General features: G+C 68.2%; 14 protein-coding genes. 5 read left to right on the top strand and 9 right to left on the bottom strand.

Going from position 1 to position 17,381, the window contains the following annotated elements; genetic code table 11:
- Positions 1–12 precede the first annotated feature (12 nt).
- The 3 genes from CLV01_RS14285 (at position 13) to aspA (ending at position 4,016) form a co-directional block, all read left to right on the top strand.
- Positions 13–1,032 (top strand): amino acid ABC transporter substrate-binding protein, encoded by a 1,020-nt coding sequence (locus CLV01_RS14285; RefSeq protein WP_099734023.1) that lies wholly within the window; start codon positions 13–15, stop codon positions 1,030–1,032.
- A 120-nt stretch (positions 1,033–1,152) separates the two neighbouring features.
- On the top strand, positions 1,153–2,583 hold the full coding sequence (locus CLV01_RS14280; RefSeq protein ID WP_043796316.1) for an amino acid permease: 1,431 nt from the start codon (positions 1,153–1,155) through the stop codon (positions 2,581–2,583).
- Positions 2,584–2,597: 14 nt separating this feature from the next.
- Positions 2,598–4,016 (top strand): aspartate ammonia-lyase, encoded by a 1,419-nt coding sequence (aspA, locus tag CLV01_RS14275; RefSeq protein ID WP_099734024.1) that lies wholly within the window; start codon positions 2,598–2,600, stop codon positions 4,014–4,016.
- Positions 4,017–4,026: 10 nt separating this feature from the next.
- Here aspA and CLV01_RS14270 read toward each other — a convergent pair whose 3' ends face one another.
- Together CLV01_RS14270 and CLV01_RS14265 are read right to left on the bottom strand one after the other, a co-directional pair.
- Positions 4,027–5,199, bottom strand: a complete 1,173-nt coding sequence (locus tag CLV01_RS14270; RefSeq protein ID WP_099734025.1) for an MFS transporter — start codon at positions 5,197–5,199, stop codon at positions 4,027–4,029.
- On the bottom strand, positions 5,196–6,455 hold the full coding sequence (locus CLV01_RS14265) for a serine hydrolase domain-containing protein (RefSeq protein ID WP_099734026.1): 1,260 nt from the start codon (positions 6,453–6,455) through the stop codon (positions 5,196–5,198). Before CLV01_RS14265 ends, CLV01_RS14270 begins: the two co-directional genes overlap by 4 nt.
- 117 nt (positions 6,456–6,572) lie before the next feature.
- Here CLV01_RS14265 and CLV01_RS14260 point away from each other — a divergent pair, with 117 nt between their 5' ends.
- Together CLV01_RS14260 and CLV01_RS14255 are read left to right on the top strand one after the other, a co-directional pair.
- Positions 6,573–7,544 carry a LysR family transcriptional regulator gene (locus CLV01_RS14260; protein ID WP_099734027.1) on the top strand — a complete coding sequence of 324 codons (972 nt, stop codon included), beginning with the start codon at positions 6,573–6,575 and terminating at the stop codon, positions 7,542–7,544.
- 307 nt (positions 7,545–7,851) lie between these two features.
- Positions 7,852–10,848: a diguanylate cyclase gene (locus CLV01_RS14255; protein WP_257221294.1), complete on the top strand. Its 2,997-nt coding sequence runs from the start codon at positions 7,852–7,854 to the stop codon at positions 10,846–10,848.
- Between the two features lie 67 nt (positions 10,849–10,915).
- On the opposite strand, the gene CLV01_RS14250 is transcribed toward CLV01_RS14255, so the two are convergent.
- From CLV01_RS14250 to CLV01_RS14220, 7 genes are all read right to left on the bottom strand, one after another.
- The gene (locus tag CLV01_RS14250; protein WP_099734028.1) at positions 10,916–11,593 is read right to left on the bottom strand and encodes a DUF1028 domain-containing protein; all 678 of its coding nucleotides are present in this window, start codon (positions 11,591–11,593) and stop codon (positions 10,916–10,918) included.
- 53 nt (positions 11,594–11,646) lie between these two features.
- Entirely contained in the window at positions 11,647–12,081 is a 435-nt protein-coding gene (locus CLV01_RS14245) for a RidA family protein (RefSeq protein ID WP_012204875.1), read from the bottom strand.
- A gap of 60 nt (positions 12,082–12,141) precedes the next feature.
- Positions 12,142–13,446, bottom strand: coding sequence for a flavin-containing monooxygenase (locus tag CLV01_RS14240; RefSeq protein ID WP_099734029.1), 1,305 nt, complete (start codon positions 13,444–13,446; stop codon positions 12,142–12,144).
- Positions 13,447–13,561: 115 nt separating this feature from the next.
- A complete protein-coding gene (locus CLV01_RS14235; RefSeq protein WP_016448200.1) occupies positions 13,562–14,260 on the bottom strand; it encodes an ABC transporter ATP-binding protein in 699 nt (232 codons plus the stop codon).
- Positions 14,253–15,080: an ABC transporter ATP-binding protein gene (locus CLV01_RS14230; RefSeq protein WP_088165169.1), complete on the bottom strand. Its 828-nt coding sequence runs from the start codon at positions 15,078–15,080 to the stop codon at positions 14,253–14,255. Before CLV01_RS14230 ends, CLV01_RS14235 begins: the two co-directional genes overlap by 8 nt.
- Complete coding sequence (locus CLV01_RS14225) at positions 15,070–16,251, bottom strand: branched-chain amino acid ABC transporter permease (RefSeq protein ID WP_026062742.1); 1,182 nt, start codon at positions 16,249–16,251, stop codon at positions 15,070–15,072. The genes CLV01_RS14230 and CLV01_RS14225 overlap by 11 nt, the downstream gene beginning before the upstream one ends.
- Positions 16,251–17,168 carry a branched-chain amino acid ABC transporter permease gene (locus tag CLV01_RS14220; protein ID WP_099734030.1) on the bottom strand — a complete coding sequence of 306 codons (918 nt, stop codon included), beginning with the start codon at positions 17,166–17,168 and terminating at the stop codon, positions 16,251–16,253. The genes CLV01_RS14225 and CLV01_RS14220 overlap by 1 nt, the downstream gene beginning before the upstream one ends.
- Positions 17,169–17,381: the final 213 nt, after the last annotated feature.

Below are 17,381 nucleotides of genomic sequence, written 5' to 3'. Positions count from 1 at the left end.
AAGGAACACGCCATGAAACCCGAACCCAGATCACGGCACGGGCAGCCATGGGCGCTGCGGGGGCCGGCGCGGGCGGCAGCGGCAGCGGGCGTGGCGGCCCTTGCGCTGCTGGCCGCCACGGCCGGCGCCCAGGAAGCCGACACGCCAGAGCGCACCGCCGCCAGCCGCGCGCCCGCCACGCTCAGCGGCACGCTGGCCAAGGTGCGCGCCAGCGGCTCCATTGCGCTGGGCTACCGCCAGGCCTCGGTGCCGTTTTCCTACCTGAACGCGCGCAACGAGCCCATCGGCTACTCCATCGAGCTGTGCAAGGCACTGGTGACCAGCATCGAGGATGCGGTCAACAGGAGCCTGGCCATCCGCTGGGTGCCCGTCACGGCCGACAACCGCGTGGATGCCGTGGCCAGCGGCCAAGTGGACCTGGAATGCGGCTCCACCACCAGCAACCTGGAGCGACAAAAGCGCGTGGCCTTCTCGCCCATCATGTTCGTGGCCGGCACCAAGGTCATGGTCCGGCAGGACGCGCAGATCCGATCCTTGCGCGACCTGGCCAGCAAGAAGGTGGCGGTGACGGCCGGCACCACCAATGAAAAAGCCATGCGCGACCTGGACCGCAAGTTCCACCTGGGCATGCAGCTGCAGGTGGTGCCCGACCACTCCCAGGGCTTTGCCCAGGTGGCCGGCGGCCAGTCCGACGCCTTCGCCACCGACGACGTGCTGCTGTACGGCCTGATCGCGGAGAACGCCGGCAAGGCGGATGGCAACGGCGACACGGGCGCGAGCCCGGGCGCCAGGTTCCAGGTGGTGGGCGACTACCTCTCCTACGACCCCTACGCCATCATGTTCCGCAAGGACGACCCCCAGCTGGCCCAGGTGGTGAAAACCAGCTTCCAGGCGCTGGCCGAGGACGGCGAGATCGAGCGCCAGTACAGGCGCTGGTTCCTGCGCCGCCTGCCTTCGGGCACCAGCCTGGACCTGCCGATGAGCGCCCAGTTGCAGACCCTCATCGAGACCCTGGCCGCCCAACCCCGTTGAGGCGGTTGCTGCCTGCACCCATTGCGCGCCGGATGGCGCCTCGCCCGGCCTTGCTCTGCGCAAGGCACGCAGCACGCGGGCCGCACCCCCTTTGCAACAGCAAATACAAGGAGACAGGAAATGAGTCAGCAACTCGAAGGTGGGCTGAAGCCGCGGCACCTCACCATGCTATCCATTGCGGGGGTGATCGGCGGTGCGCTGTTCGTCGGCTCCGGCAAGGTGATTGCCAGTGCCGGCCCCGCAGCCATCCTGGCGTACATGGGCGGGGGCATCCTGGTGGTGCTGGTCATGCGCATGCTGGGCGAGATGGCCGTGGCGCAGCCTGACAGCGGCTCGTTCTCCACCTACGCAGACCGCGCCATCGGGCGCTGGGCCGGCTTCACGATCGGCTGGCTGTACTGGTGCTTCTGGACACTGCTGATGGGCTGGGAGGCCTATGTGGCCGGGGCCATCCTCAACGCCTGGATGCCGGCCGTTCCCATCTGGGGCTACATGCTGGTGGTGGTCTTCGGCCTGATGGCCGTCAACTTCCTGCCGGTGCACAACTATGGCGAGTTCGAGTTCTGGTTCGCTCTGATCAAGGTCGTGGCCATTGTGCTGTTCATCGCCATCGGAGCGCTGGCCATCGCCAGGCTCTGGCCTGCGGGCGATGTCGCAGGCATGGCGTACCTGACCAGCAAGGGCTTCATGCCCAACGGCCCCGGCGCCGTGGTGGTGGCGCTGCTGGGCGCGATGTTCGCCTTCATCGGTGCCGAGATCGTCACCGTGGCGGCGGCCGAATCCCAGGACCCGGGCAAGGAAATCGTGCGGACCACCCGGTCCGTGGTCTGGCGCATTTCGCTGTTCTACGTGGGCTCCATCTTCATCGTGGTCTGCCTGATTCCGTACGACACCCCGGGCCTGATCCTCTCCACCGAAGGCACCTACGCCGTCGCGCTCAAGCACCTGGGCATTCCCTTCGCCGGCCAGATCGTCAACTTCGTGGTGCTGACTTCCGTGTGCAGTTGCTTCAACTCGGCGCTCTACACCTCCAGCCGCATGCTGTTCTCGCTGGCGCGCCGCGGCGACGCCCCCCGCCTGTTCACGACCCTGGGCCGCAGCACCAGCGCGCCCTACATGGCCGTCATCGCCTCCAGCGCGCTGGCCCTGCTGACGGTCGCCCTCACCGCCACCGGCCAGATGGACGTGTTCGATGTGCTCATGGCCGCGACCGGCTCCATCGCGCTGCTGGTGTACCTGTGCATCGCCGTGTCGCAGTTGCACATGCGCCGCAAGCTCGAAGCCAGCGGCACGCCCATCCGCCTGAAGATGTGGTGCTTCCCGGCGCTGACCTACGCCACCATCTTCTTCATCGTCGCCTCCATGGTGGTCATGGTGGCCGAGGGCACCTACCGCAAGGAAGTGCTCTACACCAGCGTGCTGGGCGGTGCATTGGTCGCCCTGGGCATGCTGGCGCAAAAGCTCCACTGGGGCCGCCCGAAACCCGGCCGCGTGGAGCAGGAGCAGGCCGTTCAGGAAGGCCTGGGTCCGTTGATCGTCAAGTCCGAATAAATGGAGACACAAGCATGAGCACCGATCCATCCGTCCGCATCGAACACGACCTGCTGGGGGACCGCGAGGTCCCTGCCGACGCCTACTACGGCGTGCACACCCTGCGCGCCCGGGAGAACTTCGGCATCACCGGCACGCCCATCTCCATCTACCCCGAACTGATCCGCGCCCTGGCCAGCATCAAGCAGGCGGCGGCGCTGACCAACCATGAACTGGGCCTGCTGGACCAGCGGCGCTGCGATGCCATCGTGAGCGCCTGCCAGGAGCTGCAGGGCGGACGGCTGCACGAGCAGTTCGTGGTGGACGTGATCCAGGGCGGTGCAGGCACCTCGACCAACATGAACGCCAACGAGGTCATCGCCAACCGCGCGCTGGAGCTGCTGGGCCACCACAAGGGCGAGTACCGGTACCTGCATCCCAACGAGCAGGTGAACATCGGCCAGAGCACCAACGACGTCTACCCCACCGCGCTCAAGATCGCCACCTGGTTCGGCATCCACGGGCTGATCGACGCCATGGACACGCTGCGCCTGGCCTTCGCGCAAAAGGCAGAGGAGTTCCGGGATGTGCTGAAAATGGGCCGCACCCAGCTGCAGGATGCCGTGCCCATGACGCTGGGCCAGGAATTCAGCACCTATGCCGTGATGATCGAAGAGGACCAGGCGCGGCTGCGCGAGGCCGTGCTGCTGATCTGCGAGATCAACATGGGCGCCACCGCCATAGGCACGGGCATCACCGCCCATCCCGACTACGCGCCCCTGGTGCTCAAGCACCTGCAGGAGATCACCGGCATTGCGCTGCAGACCGCGCCCAACCTGATCGAGGCCACCCAGGACTGCGGCTCTTTCGTCCAACTGTCGGGCGTGCTCAAGCGCGTGGCCGTCAAGCTGTCCAAGACCTGCAACGACCTGCGGCTGCTGTCCAGCGGCCCGCGTGCAGGCCTGGGCGAGATCAACCTGCCGGCCATGCAGGCGGGATCGAGCATCATGCCGGGCAAGGTCAACCCCGTGATCCCCGAGGTGGTGAACCAGATCGCCTTCGAGGTCATCGGCAACGACATCACCGTCAGCTTCGCGGCCGAGGCCGGGCAGCTGCAGCTCAATGCCTTCGAGCCCATCATCGCCCACAGCATCTTCAAAAGCGTGAGCCACCTGCGCAACGGCTGCCTGACGCTGGCCGAGCGCTGCGTGCAGGGCATCACCGCCAACCGCGAACACCTGCGCGCGGCGGTGGAGAACTCCATCGGCATCGTGACCGCGCTCAACCCCTACATCGGCTACGCCAATGCCACTTCCGTGGCCCAGCAAGCCCATGCCAGCGGCGGCAGCGTCTACGACATCGTGCTGGCCCGGGGCCTGCTGAGCAAAACGCAGCTGGACACCATCCTGCGGCCCGAGATCCTCACGCGGCCCTCGGCACTGAAACTCGGATGACCGGTCTGCCCTACCTGCACACCGCAGGAAACCCATGCCGCCTGGCCGCCCACACCACGGCCAGCGATGCGCCCAGCAGCGCCAGCAGCACGGGCGTGAAGGCGCCCACGCCCATGCGCGCCAGCAGCAGGCCGCCCACGATGCCGCCGCCGGCAATCGCCATGTTCCAGGCCGTGACCAGCATGGACTGCGCCACGTCGGCGGCCTCGCCCGCCGTGTGGGCAATGGCGGTCTGCAGCAGCGTGGCGGCGCCGCCAAAGGCCAGGCCCCAGACGGCCACCGCCGCATACACCAGGGCCGGCGCATCTGCGGCCACGCCCAGCATCAGCGTGGACAGTGCAAACAGCGCAATGCTGGCCAGCGTGAGCGCACGCAGGTGGCGGTCGATCAGCACGCCGGTGATCCAGATGCCCAGCACGGAGGTGGCGCCGAACACCAGCAGCACCAGGTCCGTGCGCGCGGCCATGCCCGCCACCGCCAGGAAGGGCGCGATGTAGGTGTAGAGAATGTTGTGCGCCAGCACGAAGGCCAGCACCACGAACAGCACGGGGCGCACGCCCGCCAGGGTGAACACGCGCCGCAGCGGCAGGTGGCGGCCTGCCGCCTGCCCCGCGAAGTCGGGCAGGCGGGCGCGCACCCAGACCATGAGCGCCAGCGCCAGCACGCTCATGAGGCCGAAGCACAGCCGCCAGCCCACCCACTGGCCCAGCACGGTGCCGGCCGGCACGCCCAGCGACAGCGCCAGCGGCGTGCCCACCATGGCAATGGCGATGGCGCGGCCCTTGAGATGGCCGGGCACCATGCGTGCCGCGTAGCCGGCCAGCAGCGCCCAAAGCAGCCCGGCCGAGACCCCCGCCAGAAAGCGCGCCACCAGGGTCAGCGCAAAGTGCGTGGACAAGGCCGTGACCGTGTTGGCGACGACAAAGCCCGCGATCGCCGCCAGCAGCAGGGGGCGGCGGCGCATGCCGTGCGTGGCGGCCGTCAGCGGTATGGCGGCCACCAGGGAGCCTATGGCGTAGAGGGTGACGGTCTGGCCTACCCAGGCCTCAGTCACGGCCAGGCCCTGGGCCATCTGCGGCAGCAGGCCGGCCGGCAGCGCCTCCGTCAATATGGTGATGAAGGCCGCCATGGCCAGCGCCAGCAGGGAGGCAACGGGCAGGCGGTCCTGGCGTGTTCCGGTCATTGCGGCGCTCCCGAAACCCCTTGGACCTCACAAACCCCGTATACCGCGTCGCGCAAATCGTTGACGAAGCGCCCCGACATGCCCTCGTACAAGGTGTTGGTGAAGGCCACGACGCTGAGCTCCTGCGCCCGGTCCACGAACCAGGAATGCCCATAGGCCCCGCCCCAGCGCCAGGTGCCCACCGACTCCGGCGATGCCGCCTGCGCCGCATCGCGCAGCACGGAAAAGCCCAGGCCAAAGCCGAAGCCCGGCGCATTGGGCAGGGCCAGCCCGCCGGTCTGGTCCCGCTCCATCTCGGCGACCAGGGCGTCGGGCAGCAGGGTGTTGCCGCCCTGGCGCAGGGCTTCCAGCAGCCGCAGGAAATCGCCTGCCGTCCCCGCCATGCCGGCGCCGCCGGAGGCAAAGGCCTGGGCGTCAAAGATGCGCGAAGGGCTGAAGGCAATGCCGATGCTCCCCTCGAAGGGCGACACGGTCTCGCCCTCGGCCAGCGGATGGGGCTGCGGCACATCGCTGACATAGGCCGTGGCCACGCGCTGCGCGGCCAGCGCATCGGTGACGGCAAAGCCGGTATCGGTCATGCCCAGCGGCCCGGTCACCAGCTCGCGCACGGCCTGGTCCAGCGGCCTGCCATGCACCTGTTCAATGAGGGCGCCCAGCACATCGGTGGCCAGCGAGTAGCCCCAGGCCGTGCCCGGCGCGTACAGCAGCGGCACGCTGGCGATGCGCTCCAGGTTCTCTGCCAGTCCGATGGCCTGGCGGTCCATGCCGTCCGAAACGCCCGCGCGCGCATAGGGGCCTTGTGCATCGGCCTCGAAGAAGCGGTAGCCCAGCCCCGCCGTGTGGCTGAGAAGCTGCCGCACGGTGATGCGGGCGGGCCGGCCATCGGCCAGCCGGGGGCGGAACCGGGGCAGCCAGCGCTCCACCCCCTCGTCCAGCGCCAGCAGTCCCCGCGCCACCAGCACCAGCGCGGCAGCCGAGACGATGGGCTTGCTGGCCGAGGCCAGGCGAAACACCGCATCCACGGCCATGGGCAGCCCGCGCTCGCGGTCGGCCCAGCCTGCGGCCTGGCGGTGGACCAGCGCGCCGCCACGCGCCACCAGCACCACGGCGCCGACCAGGCGCTGCGCCTCAAGCGCCTGCCGGACCACGGCCTGGATGCGGTCGGACAGGGGCGCGGACGACAGGGTCGCAGGCAGCGCAGCGGGTGCATCGGGTGCAGCAGGTGCTGAAGGCGCTGCAAAAAGGGCAATCGTCATGGGAATTCCCGGGATCAAATGAACAGGGTTCCGACGATAGAAAGACCGCGATTAAAGAAAAAGTGGGGTAGATTTCCGCGCTATGCGGATCTTTCTGTCCGCAATGAAGGAGTGGCCTTGGACAGCCTCAACGGTTTCCTGGTGTTCGTGCAGGTCGCCGAGACCCGCAGTTTCGTGGCGGCCGGCCGGCTGCTGGGCGTCTCGGCATCGGCCATCGGCAAGAGCGTGGCAAGGCTGGAGGACCGGCTGGGCGTGCGCCTGTTCCACCGCAGCACGCGCAGCATCACGCTGACGGCCGAGGGCACGCTGTTCCTGGAGCGCAGCCGGCGCATCCTGGCCGAGATCGAGGCCGCGCAGCTGGAGCTGTCGCAGGCCAGCACCGCGCCGCGCGGCCGGCTGCGGGTCAGCCTGCCCCTGGTCAGTTCGCTGGTGCTGCCGGTGCTGGGCGAGTTCATGCGCGCCTATCCCGAGATCGAGCTGGACCTGGACTTCACCGACCAGCTGGTCGATGTGATCGAGGAAGGCTTCGACGCCGTGGTGCGCACGGGCGCGCCCGCCGACTCACGCCTGTCCGCGCGCCGGCTGGGCGCCTTCGGCTACCTGCTGGTGGCCTCGCCCGGCTACCTGGCGCAGCGCGGCACGCCCCGGGTGCCCGAAGATCTGCTGCAGCACAGCTGCCTGCACTACCGCTACCCCCACAGCGGCAAGCTGGAGCCCTGGGTGCTGCGGCGCGCAGCGGGCGCGCCCGAGCTGCAACTGCCCACCTCCATGATCTGCAACAACATCGAAACCCGGCTGTGCTTTGCGCTGCAGGGCCTGGGCATCGCCTACCTGCCGGAGTTCTCCATCCGCGAGCCGCTGGCCGACGGCCGGCTGCAACCCGTGCTGGCGGACTGCATGGAGCACACCAACGTCTTCCACGTGCTGTGGCCCGCCAGCAAGCACCCCTCGCCCAAGCTGCGGGCGCTGGTGGACTTCCTCTGCGCGCGGGTGTTTCCGCAGGCGCAACCCGGGCAGGCCCCGGACGCTGCCAGGACCGCGGCGCCCAAGACACCCAAGACACCCCAGACATCCGGGACGCGCAGATAGGCTGCGCGCCGGCTGCTGCAGCCTGCAGGCCCCGCCCTGCCTTGCTGGCTATCGCGCGGGCCCCTATCTGGGTTAGCATGCTTACAGAGCAGCGTATCCACAGAGTCATATCGGTTGCTCTGGCCCACCGGCAGGCAGGACCTGCGTCTCGAACGCTGTGGCGTGCAGGGGCGCCGTATCGGTGGGTCATTGCGGTTGACGGCTGGCGTTGCAGATCTCTTTTCTTGTCTCGCTGCGTTGCATGTCTTCTCGTTCCACCGCTATCCATCGTTCCGCCCTTTCCTCGCGCTCGCACGCAAGAACATCATTGGCCATCATCGTGGGCGTCTGCTTCATGGTGCTGGCAGCGGGGCTGTACTGGGCCGCGTTGCTGACCAGCCACCAGTACATGCAGCGCTACACACGGGATCAGGCATGGCTGCGCGTCTCGCAGATGTCCCAGGCGGTTTCCGCGCAGGCCGGGACCATGCTGTCGGGCCTGAACTATTCCCTGCGGGACCTGGCCCGGGACTACGAGTCGGGTGACTCCGAGGCGTTCGGGCGGGCCGTCGCCAGCGTCCAGGAGGCCTATCCGCCCGGCACCATCGTCCAGGTGGCCGTGGCCGATGCGAACGGCCAGGTGGTGTATTCGAGCCTGGCAGCCTCGGAGCCGCCTGCGCAGAGCGTGTCCATTCTCGACCGCGAACATTTCCAGGCGCATCTGAAGGGTCTGACGCAGGGAACCTTCATCGGCCGTCCGGTGCAGGGACGGGTTTCCGGGCAATGGGGTATCCAGCTGAGCCGCGCCCTGCACCACCGAGGCGCGTTTGCAGGCGTGCTGGTGGTGTCGCTGTCGCCGCAGTACCTGTCGCGGCAGCTGCAGGCCATCTTCGACAGCCCGCGCGACGTGATCTTGCTGCTGCGCGAGGACGGCACCTATCTTGCACGCTCGCAGAACCAGGATCGGGTGCTCGGGCGCCAGCTGCCCGCGGCGCGGGTGGCGCTGTTTGCCCCCGACGTCACGCATGGCACCTACGAGGCGCTGGCGAGCACCGACGGCATACAGCGCATGTATGCCTGGAGCCGCGTGAGCGGCTTTCCGATCCTGGTGAGCACGGGGCTGGACCACGAGGCCGTGTTCGGCCCGCTCAACGAGACCATACGGCAGAGCCTGTGGCGCAACGGCATAGGCACGCTGCTGATTTTTCTGGGCGGGATGCTGACGGCCTGGCTGGCGTTCCAGCGCTGGCGGGAGGAGGACCAGCGGGTCCAGTCCGAAGAGCGCTTTCATCTCCTGTCCGAGGAAGTCCCGGGCGGCCTGTTCCAGTACAGCTGGGACCCTGCCGGCCACTACGCCCTGTCGTTTGCCAACCCCGGCTTTTATGCAATGCACTGCATCGATGCGGATACGGCAGGCACGGCCTTGCAGGACCTGGCACAGCGGGTTCATCCGGAAGATATCTCCGCGCTCCGGCAGTCCATCGACGAAGCGATGCGCAGCCAGGGGGACTGGGCCTGCAAGTACCGCGTACAGTCCGCCGATGGCTCCGTGCGCTGGCTGCAGGGCCATGCACGCCCGCAACGCACCGAAGACGCAACCGTGCTCTGGCATGGCTACATCCTCGATGTCACCCAGGACGAAGGCCTGCGCAAGGCGCTTCACGAAAGCGAGGAGCGTCTGCGGCTGACCATCGGCGCCGTGCGTGACGGACTTTGGCAGTGGGACCGCGAACAGGACCAGGTGCTGTGGGATGCCCGCTGCTACCAGATGCTGGGCATGCCGGACCAGGCACTCGGTTCGTTCACCGTGGCCGGCTTCATGCATCTGCTGCACCCACTGGACCAGCCTCGCGTCCAGGAACGGCTCAGGCGCCACCTCGAACACGGCGACCCATTCCGTGTCGAGATGCGCATAAGGCAGGCCGATGGCTCCTGGCGATGGATCGAATCGCGCGGGGAGGTCACCCTGCGCGATGCCGACAACAAGGCACTGCGCATGCTCGGAATGCACACCGATATCCAGGAACGGGTGGAGCAGACCCACATGGTGGGCGCCCTGCTGGAGCGCGGAAGCGCCCTGGTGCTTGTCGCCAGCCATCGCCGCAGCATCGTCTACGCCAATGCCCGGGCAGCCGAGTGCTTTGGCCTTGCGGCGGGCGCACTGGAGCCGCAGTGCTCATTCCAGCAACTGCATCCGTCCAGCGACAGCTTCCACAGCTTCGCATCGCTGTACGAGCGCCTGAGCCTGAAGGGCACGGTGCGTACCGAGTGGGCACTGAAGGTCAAGGGCGGACACATGCGCTGGTTCGACATGCAGGGGGCACTGCTGGACCCCGAAGATCCCCAAGGCAATGTGATCTGGACACTGTTCGACGTAGATGCCCGCCATCAGGCAGAAAGCGCCTTGCACGAGGTCCAGCAGCGGCTGGAGGCCATCATCGAGAAATTTCCGGCGGGCATCCTGGTGACCGACGACGCGGGGCAATGCATCAGGGCAAGCAACGCAATGCTGGTGGACCTGTTCGAGCTGCCGCTGTCCGCCGCGGACCTTGTGGGGGAAAGCCTGCAGACATTGCTGTCCTATTTGCCCCCGGCCATGGCAACGGCCTTGCAGCCTGCGCCGCAACCGGGGGCAGGCGCCCTGTCGCAACGAACGATCTTTGCCCTGTCCAACGGCCGCCATATAGAAACGGAGCTGCTGCCGCTTCGCAGGCAGGAGCGGCTGCTTGGCTACTGCTGGGTATTCCACGACGTGACCGACTACAAGAGGCGCGAAACGCAGCTCGAAGCCCTGGCATTGACCGATGCGCTCACGGGTGCCAGCAACCGGCGGGCCTTCATCACGCGCATGGAGTCGGAGCTGGAGCACCTGCGCCTGGGACTGAGCCATCCGTCGGCACTGATCATGCTGGATATCGACCATTTCAAGCGCGTCAACGACAGCTTCGGCCATGGCGTGGGCGACGAAGTGCTCAGGCATCTGGTGATCGCGGTGTCCAAGCAGCTGCGCCAGGGCGACATGCTGGGCCGCCTGGGCGGCGAGGAATTCGCCGTCTTGCTGACGGACGTGGACGCCCCCACCGCACTGCGGCGCGCGGAGAACCTGCGTGAGGCCGTGGCAGCGCTGGCCGTGTCCGTACAGGGCCAGGACAGCCCGATCCGCTTCACCGTGAGCCTGGGCGTATGCCTCATGGACGAGGGCGAGGCATCGGTCGAGCGCTGCCTGGAGCGGGCCGACGCCGCCATGTACTTCTCCAAGCGCAATGGCCGCAATCGCACCACGTGCTGGACGCCCGATACCCCCGTGATTTCGGACGCCAAGTGAGCGCCATGCCAGTGCCGCGACACGCCCGTGCGCCCGGGCAAGGCGATGTGTCAGCTACCCGGCCGCCTCATTCATCGCCGGGCACTCCGTAGCTGGGCGCGGCCGTGGGATGGATGGCGCGCGTCTGGTAGTCCTGCATCTGCGGCGCGTAGGCGGCCCAGAGGCTTTGCAGCGCGCCGATGGGATCGTGCTCGGACCAGTCCACGCGCAGGTCCGCCATGGGCCAGCTGTGCTCGCCCGCCACCTTGAGCGCGGCCGAATGCACGGGCCCGGCCTCGCCGCCCGCGGCCATGGCGGCCCGCATGGCGGCCAGCAGGCGCTCGGCCAGCGGCAGCGCCGCGCTGCGCTCGAAGGCCGGCACCATGGCCTCGATGGTGCGTTCGCTGGCCAGCAGGTTGCCGGCCGCCACGCACTGCCGCCCCACGGCGCTGGTGAAGATGCCCAGCGCCTGGCTGCCGCTGAAGACGCCGGTGCGGCCCTGCGCGTCCACGACGGTGACCTGGCGGTACTGGGGCCAGCTGCCGTCGTCCAGCGCCTGGCGCAGCGCGGCCTGGGGGTCGGCGCCCTGCTCCAGCAGGTCCAGCACGCGCGGCCCCAGGGCGGGCAGCGTGATGTTCTGCGTGGACACCACGCCCACGCCCGCGCGCACCCAGGGGCAGCGCGCGCCCACCGCAATGCTGGACGAGCTGATGGCCACGCCCAGCTGCCCGGTGCGCTCGCAGCGCCCCACAATCGAAAAAGTCATGGTTTCTGCCTCCTGCCTATGCGGCTGTAGTACGTGCTTGCTGTGGTTGACGTTCAGGCGCTGGCCGGTGGCTGCCAGTCATCGGGGATGACCGCGATCACGTCGATCTCCATCAGCCACTGCGGCTGCCCCAGGGCCGAGATGCACAGCCCCGTGGAGATGGGAAACACGCCCTTGAGCCACTTGCCCACTTCCCGGTAGACGGGCTCGCGGTAGCGCGGATCGATGATGTAGGTGGTGGTCTTGACGATGTGCGACAGGTCGCTGCCCGCCTCCTCCAGCAGCTGCTTGACGTTCTTCATCGCCTGCTCGGCCTGCTTTTGCGGATCGCCCAGGCCGACCAGGTTGCCCTCGAAATCGGTGCCGATCTGGCCGCGCACATAGACGGTGTTGCCGGCGCGCACGGCCTGGCACAGGTCGTTGTCCAGCGACTGGTTGGGATAGGTGTCCTTGGTGTTGAACATGCGGATGCGGGTATGGGTGGGCATGGTCTGGCTCCTGCAGGGGGTGGATGGGAAGGTGTCTCAGAGCGCGCTACCTGCTACCTGCTACCGGCTACCGGCTGCGGGCAGCGGGCAGCGGGCAGCGGCGTCGTAGTCGCTGTAGCGGCGCTGCTTGGCGATGTGGTCGGCCACGAACTTGGCGTCATGCCACACGCCCCAGATGAAGGACGAGCCACGGCGCGACAGCCAGGGCAGGCCCAGGAAGTAGATGCCGGGCTCATGGCCCACGCCGCGGTGGTGGCGCGGCTTGCCGCCGGGCTCGAAGCTGTCCACCTGCAGCCAGCTGAAATCCACCCTGTAACCCGTGGCCCAGATGATGGAAGTGATGCCTGCGGCGGCCAGGTCGAGTTCGCGCAGCGGATGGGTCACGCACTCGGGATCGGGCAGGCGCCTGCGCGCCTCGGGCTCCTCGGGCAGGTCCAGGCCGTTGCGGCGGATGTAGTCGTCGGCCGCATCGAGCATGGCCAGGTAGTTGGCGTCGCCGTTGGCGATGTTCTCGGCCAGGTCGTCCCGGAAGCGCACACTGCCATCGGCGAAGGACTCGGTCAGCCCCACCAGGGTGATGCCCTGGTGTCCCAGCGCGCGAAAGTCCACGGTGTGGCCGCCGCGCGCGCCGCTGACGGCGATGGTCACATGCTCGCGGCCGGGCTTGGCAATGGCCGCATCCCATTCGCCCAGCACTCCCAGCCACCAGCAGAAATCACGGCCGCGGTAGGCGCGCGGCGGCCGGTCATGGGCGCCCACCGACAGGAACACCTTGCGGCCCGCGCGCTGCAGTTCGTCAGCGATCTGCACGCCCGAGGAGCCTGCGCCCACCACCAGCACGGCGCCTTCGGGCAGCTGCGCGGGGCGGTGGTAGTGCGCGGAATGAATCTGCAGCAGGCTGCCATCGGCGGATGCAGCGGGCGCAGCCGGCGCTATCGGCGGGATCACCGGCACCTGGAACGGCCCCGTGGCCGCGATCACGTTGCGGGCCTCGATCACGCCTTCGGACGTTTCCACCGTGAAGCCCGGCCGGCCCTGGTTGCGCGTGACCCGCCTGACCTCCACGCCGGTGCGCACGGGCGCCTTGATCTGGCGGACATAGTCCTCGAAGTAGTCGGCCACCTCGTCCTTGCCGGGAAAGCCGTCGCGGTCGCCCTTGAACTCCAGGCCCGGAAAGCGGTCATGCCAGGCCGGCCCGTTGGCCACCAGCGAGTCCCAGCGCCCCGTGCGCCAGGCCTGGGCGATGCGCTGGCGCTCCAGCACCAGGTGCTCTACGCCAAGCTGGCTCAGGTGTTCGCTGGCCGCAATGCCGGCCTGCCCGGCGCCGACCACGAGCGTGTTGATGGTTTGGATTTCAGCTGTCATGGTGTGGGTCTCTCAGGAAAAAAAGGCGCAGGCCGTCCCGCATCGGCGCGGTGCCGACTGCCTTGGTGTGGTCCGCAACAAAAAAGGGAAGGAGGTGAAGGCCGCCCGTGCGGCGCTACAGGTACAGGTGCTTCACCACGTCGTTGGCCAGCAGCTCGCTGGCCGTGCCCGAGGCCACCAGCTGGCCCTTGAGCAGCAGATAGCCCGTGTGGGCGATGGACAGCGCCGCCTCGGCGTTCTGCTCGATGAGCAGCACGGTGATGCCTTGGCTGTGGATGCGCTGCACCGTCTCGAAGTACTCCTCGATGAGCTTGGGCGACAGCCCCAGCGTGGGCTCGTCCATCACCACCAGGCGCGGCTCGCCCATGAGCACGCGGCCCAGCGCCACCATGGCCTGCTCGCCGCCGGACAGCGTTCCCGCCGCCTGCGACAGGCGCTCGCCCACCCGGGGGAACAGGGCCACCACACGCTCCAGCGCCTGGGCAAAGCCCTGCTGCGGGCGCAGCGCGTCGTGGCCGATCTTCAGGTTCTCCTGCACGGTCAGCTCGGCAAACAGGCGCCGGCCTTCGGGCACGAAGCCCACGCCCAGGCCGGCCAGGTCCTCGGTGCGCATGCGCGCCAGCGGCTGGCCCATGACGCGGATGGCGCCGTGGTGCACGGGCAGCAGGCCCGCAATCGCCTTGAAGGTGGTGGTCTTGCCCGCCCCGTTGGGGCCCAGCAGGCAGACGATGCTGTGCTCGGGCACCTGCAGCGAGACCTGGTTGAGCATGTTCACCACGCCATAGCGCGTGCTGATGGAGTCCAGTTCAAGCATGGCTGGCCTTTCTGCCCAGATAGGCTTCCTGCACGCGCGGCAGCCGGCGCACTGCCTCGAAGCTGTCGTCGCCGATCTTGCGTCCGTAGTCCAGCACCATCACGCGGTGCGGCAAGGTGGCGATGAGCCGCATGTCGTGCTCGATGATGATGAAGCCCAGCGCCGGATTGCCTTCGCGCAGGCGCTGGATGTCGGCGATCAGCGCATCGGTGTCGCGATCGTCCATGCCGCTGGAGGGCTCGTCCAGCAGCACGATGCGGGGCTCGGCGGCCAGGGCGCGCGCAATCTCCAGGCGGCGGCGGTCGGCCTGCGGCAGGCTGCTGGCCAGCACGTTGCGGCGCTGGTGCAGGTCGCTGGACACGCTTTGCAGCAGCGCGCAGGCGCGCTCGGCGCAGCGCTTCATCTCGGCGCGCGATACGGCCGGGCGCAGCAGCGCGGTGAGCACGCCGCAGCGGGTGCGCGCGTGCATGCCGATGATCACGTTGTCCAGCACGCTCAGCGAGCCGAACAGCCGGCTGGTCTGGAAGGTGCGCGCAATGCCGGCGCCCGCGATGTCGTGCGCGGCCATGCCCTTGAGCGAGCGGCCTTGCAGCAGTACCTCGCCCTCGGTGGGCTGGTAGATGCCGGTCAGCAGGTTCAGCAAGGTGGACTTGCCCGCGCCGTTGGGCCCGATGATGCCCAGCACCTCGCCCGCCGCCAGGTGGATGTCCACGCCCTGCACCGCCGTCAGGCCGCCGAAGCGCATGGTCAGGCCACGCCCCTCCAAAACCCGCGGGCCTGCGGGCGCGGCATGGTGGGTGGGATGGGAATCAATGCTCATGGTTGCGCACCCGTTGGGGGAAGATGCCGCGCGGGCGGATGATGAGGAAGGCGATCACCACCAGGCCGTAGAACAGGATGCGGTAGTCGGAAAACGCCCGCAGCTTCTCCGGCAGCATGGTCAGCAGGAAGGCGCCGACGATCACGCCCAGCGTGTTGTCCATGCCGCCTGCGATCACCAGCGTCATGATGGTCACGGACACCAGGAAGGTGAAGTTGTCCGGCGAGATGAAGCTCACATAGAACGCATACACCGTGCCCGCGAAGCCCGCCAGGAAGGCGTCCACCGCAAAGGCCTTGACCTTGAACCAGGTGACGTTGATGCCGCAGGCGCGCGCGGCGATCTCGTCGTCGCGCAGGGCATTCCAGGCCAGTCCCACGCGCGAGCTGTGCAGGCGCTGCGCCGAGACGATGGCCAGCCCCAGCAGGGCGACGGCCACGTAGTAGAAGTTGGCCTGGCCCGGCAGGCTGTGGCCCCACAGCGTGATGGGGTCGTTGAACGAATGCCCGAACAGTGTGGGCGAAGGAATGCCCACCAGGCCGTTGGCGCCGCCCGTCCACTCCAGGTTCATCAGCAGCTGGTGCACGACGATGCCGAAGGCGATCGTCACCAGCGCCTGGTAGCTGTCGCGGGTGCGCATGGACGGCAGGCCCAGCAAAAAGCCGAACACCGTGGCCACGGCGGCGGCCACCAGCAGGCAGATCCAGAAGCTCACGCCAAAGTGGATGGCCAGCAGGGCCGACGCATAGGCGCCGATGCCGTAGGACGCGCCGGTGGCGAAGTTCGGTATGTTGGCGCTGCCCAGCTGGAAGTTCAGCGCCAGCGCCAGCACCGCGTACAGGCAGGCGATGATCATCAGGTGCATGGCGTAGCTGTCACCGCCCAGCACCCACGGAAACACCAGGGCCAGCACCACGCCCGTGCCCACGGCCAGCGGCCTGCACTGGCCGAAGGCGGCCACGATGCGGTCTTCCACCAGCGGGCGTTTCTGCACCGCGACCAGGGCCACGGCAAAGCAGGCCAGCAGCGCCAGCACCGTGATCCAGCTTTCGGCCAGCAGGAACTGGCGCAGCAGCACGGCGCCCGCCAGGGCCACGCCCAGCACGATGGCGGCAGAGCCCGCACTCCGTGGTGCCGCCTGCGGCGGCGCCTGTATCGTCGTTGTCTGCATCACACCTTCTCCATTTTCTGAACGCCGAACAGGCCGGCGGGGCGAAAGATCAGCACCAGGATCACCAGGGCGAACACGAACACCAGGCGGTACGAGGTGCCGTTGGGCACATAGCCCTGCACGATGGTCTCGATGGCCGCAATCAGCAGGCTGCCGACAATGGCGCCCCCGAGCCGCCCCAGGCCGCCGACCACCGCGGCGGAAAAGCCGATCAGCCCCGCCTGCACGCCGAAGTCAAAGCGCACCACGCCCGCATAGCTGGCCAGGAAGATGCCGCCCACCGCGCCGGTGGCCGAGGCAATGAAGAAGGTGTTGCGAAACACCGGCCCCGGCGCAATCGAGAACAGCCGCGCGGTTTCGCGGTCCTGCGACACGGCGCGTATGCGCATGCCCATGGGCGTGTGGTGCAGCACATAGAGCAGCGCGCCCACCAGCGCCACCGCCACCAGCACCGAGACCACGCTGATCAGGGGCAGCGGCCCGAACGGGGTGGGAACGGCCCCCTGCGCAATCGCCGGGAACGCGTGCGGATTGCTGCCCTGCGGGTACAGGTGGCGGATCAGCTCGCGGATCACGATGCCCAGCGCCACCGTGGCCACCAGCGGCATCATGGCCGGCGCATTGCGAAAGCGGCTGATCACCAGCCGGTCCAGGGCAACGCCCAGCCCTCCCACCGCCGCAATGGCCACCAGGCAGGCCAGGCCCAGCACCAGCCAGGGGGCCGAGCCGCCCAGCGCGGCAGCCAGGGCCTGCACGGCTGCCAGGGCGATGAAGGGGGCGACCATGGCCACGTCGCCATGGGAAAAGTGAATCACCTGCAGCACGCCAAACAACAGGCTGAAACCCAGGGCAAGCAGGCTGTAGATGCAGCCCAGGGTCAGCCAGTTGATGAGTTGCTGGAACAGCGCGTCATGCATCGATAGGGTTCCTCTTGTGTCGGGTTCGGCCGGGTTGGCGGGGCTTCGCTTGTCTCCATGTCACGCAGCCATTGAAGCAAGAAACCGCGCAAAACCTGCGTCGCTTTTGCCGAGGCGCTGCTTCGGAAAACGCGATCCAGTCCCGGGCAGGTGCGGCGATACATTGATCCGGCGGCGTTGCCAGACAGCGCCGGCCAGCCCGCCATGCACCGT

It is taken from the genome of Delftia sp. 60 (assembly GCF_002754395.1).
GTDB classification, from domain to species: domain Bacteria; phylum Pseudomonadota; class Gammaproteobacteria; order Burkholderiales; family Burkholderiaceae_C; genus Comamonas; species Comamonas acidovorans.
The sequence above is the reverse complement of the archived record's forward strand: the minus strand, read 5'-3'. Positions and strand labels throughout refer to the sequence as shown.

Coding starts and splice junctions, on each gene's coding strand:
- CLV01_RS14285 (WP_099734023.1), top strand. CDS start 13: ATGAAACCCGAACCCAGATCACGGCACGGGCAGCCATGGGCGCTGCGG.
- CLV01_RS14280 (WP_043796316.1), top strand. CDS start 1,153: ATGAGTCAGCAACTCGAAGGTGGGCTGAAGCCGCGGCACCTCACCATG.
- aspA (WP_099734024.1), top strand. CDS start 2,598: ATGAGCACCGATCCATCCGTCCGCATCGAACACGACCTGCTGGGGGAC.
- CLV01_RS14270 (WP_099734025.1), bottom strand. CDS start 5,199: ATGACCGGAACACGCCAGGACCGCCTGCCCGTTGCCTCCCTGCTGGCG.
- CLV01_RS14265 (WP_099734026.1), bottom strand. CDS start 6,455: ATGACGATTGCCCTTTTTGCAGCGCCTTCAGCACCTGCTGCACCCGAT.
- CLV01_RS14250 (WP_099734028.1), bottom strand. CDS start 11,593: ATGACTTTTTCGATTGTGGGGCGCTGCGAGCGCACCGGGCAGCTGGGC.
- CLV01_RS14245 (WP_012204875.1), bottom strand. CDS start 12,081: ATGCCCACCCATACCCGCATCCGCATGTTCAACACCAAGGACACCTAT.
- CLV01_RS14240 (WP_099734029.1), bottom strand. CDS start 13,446: ATGACAGCTGAAATCCAAACCATCAACACGCTCGTGGTCGGCGCCGGG.
- CLV01_RS14235 (WP_016448200.1), bottom strand. CDS start 14,260: ATGCTTGAACTGGACTCCATCAGCACGCGCTATGGCGTGGTGAACATG.
- CLV01_RS14230 (WP_088165169.1), bottom strand. CDS start 15,080: ATGAGCATTGATTCCCATCCCACCCACCATGCCGCGCCCGCAGGCCCG.
- CLV01_RS14225 (WP_026062742.1), bottom strand. CDS start 16,251: ATGCAGACAACGACGATACAGGCGCCGCCGCAGGCGGCACCACGGAGT.
- CLV01_RS14220 (WP_099734030.1), bottom strand. CDS start 17,168: ATGCATGACGCGCTGTTCCAGCAACTCATCAACTGGCTGACCCTGGGC.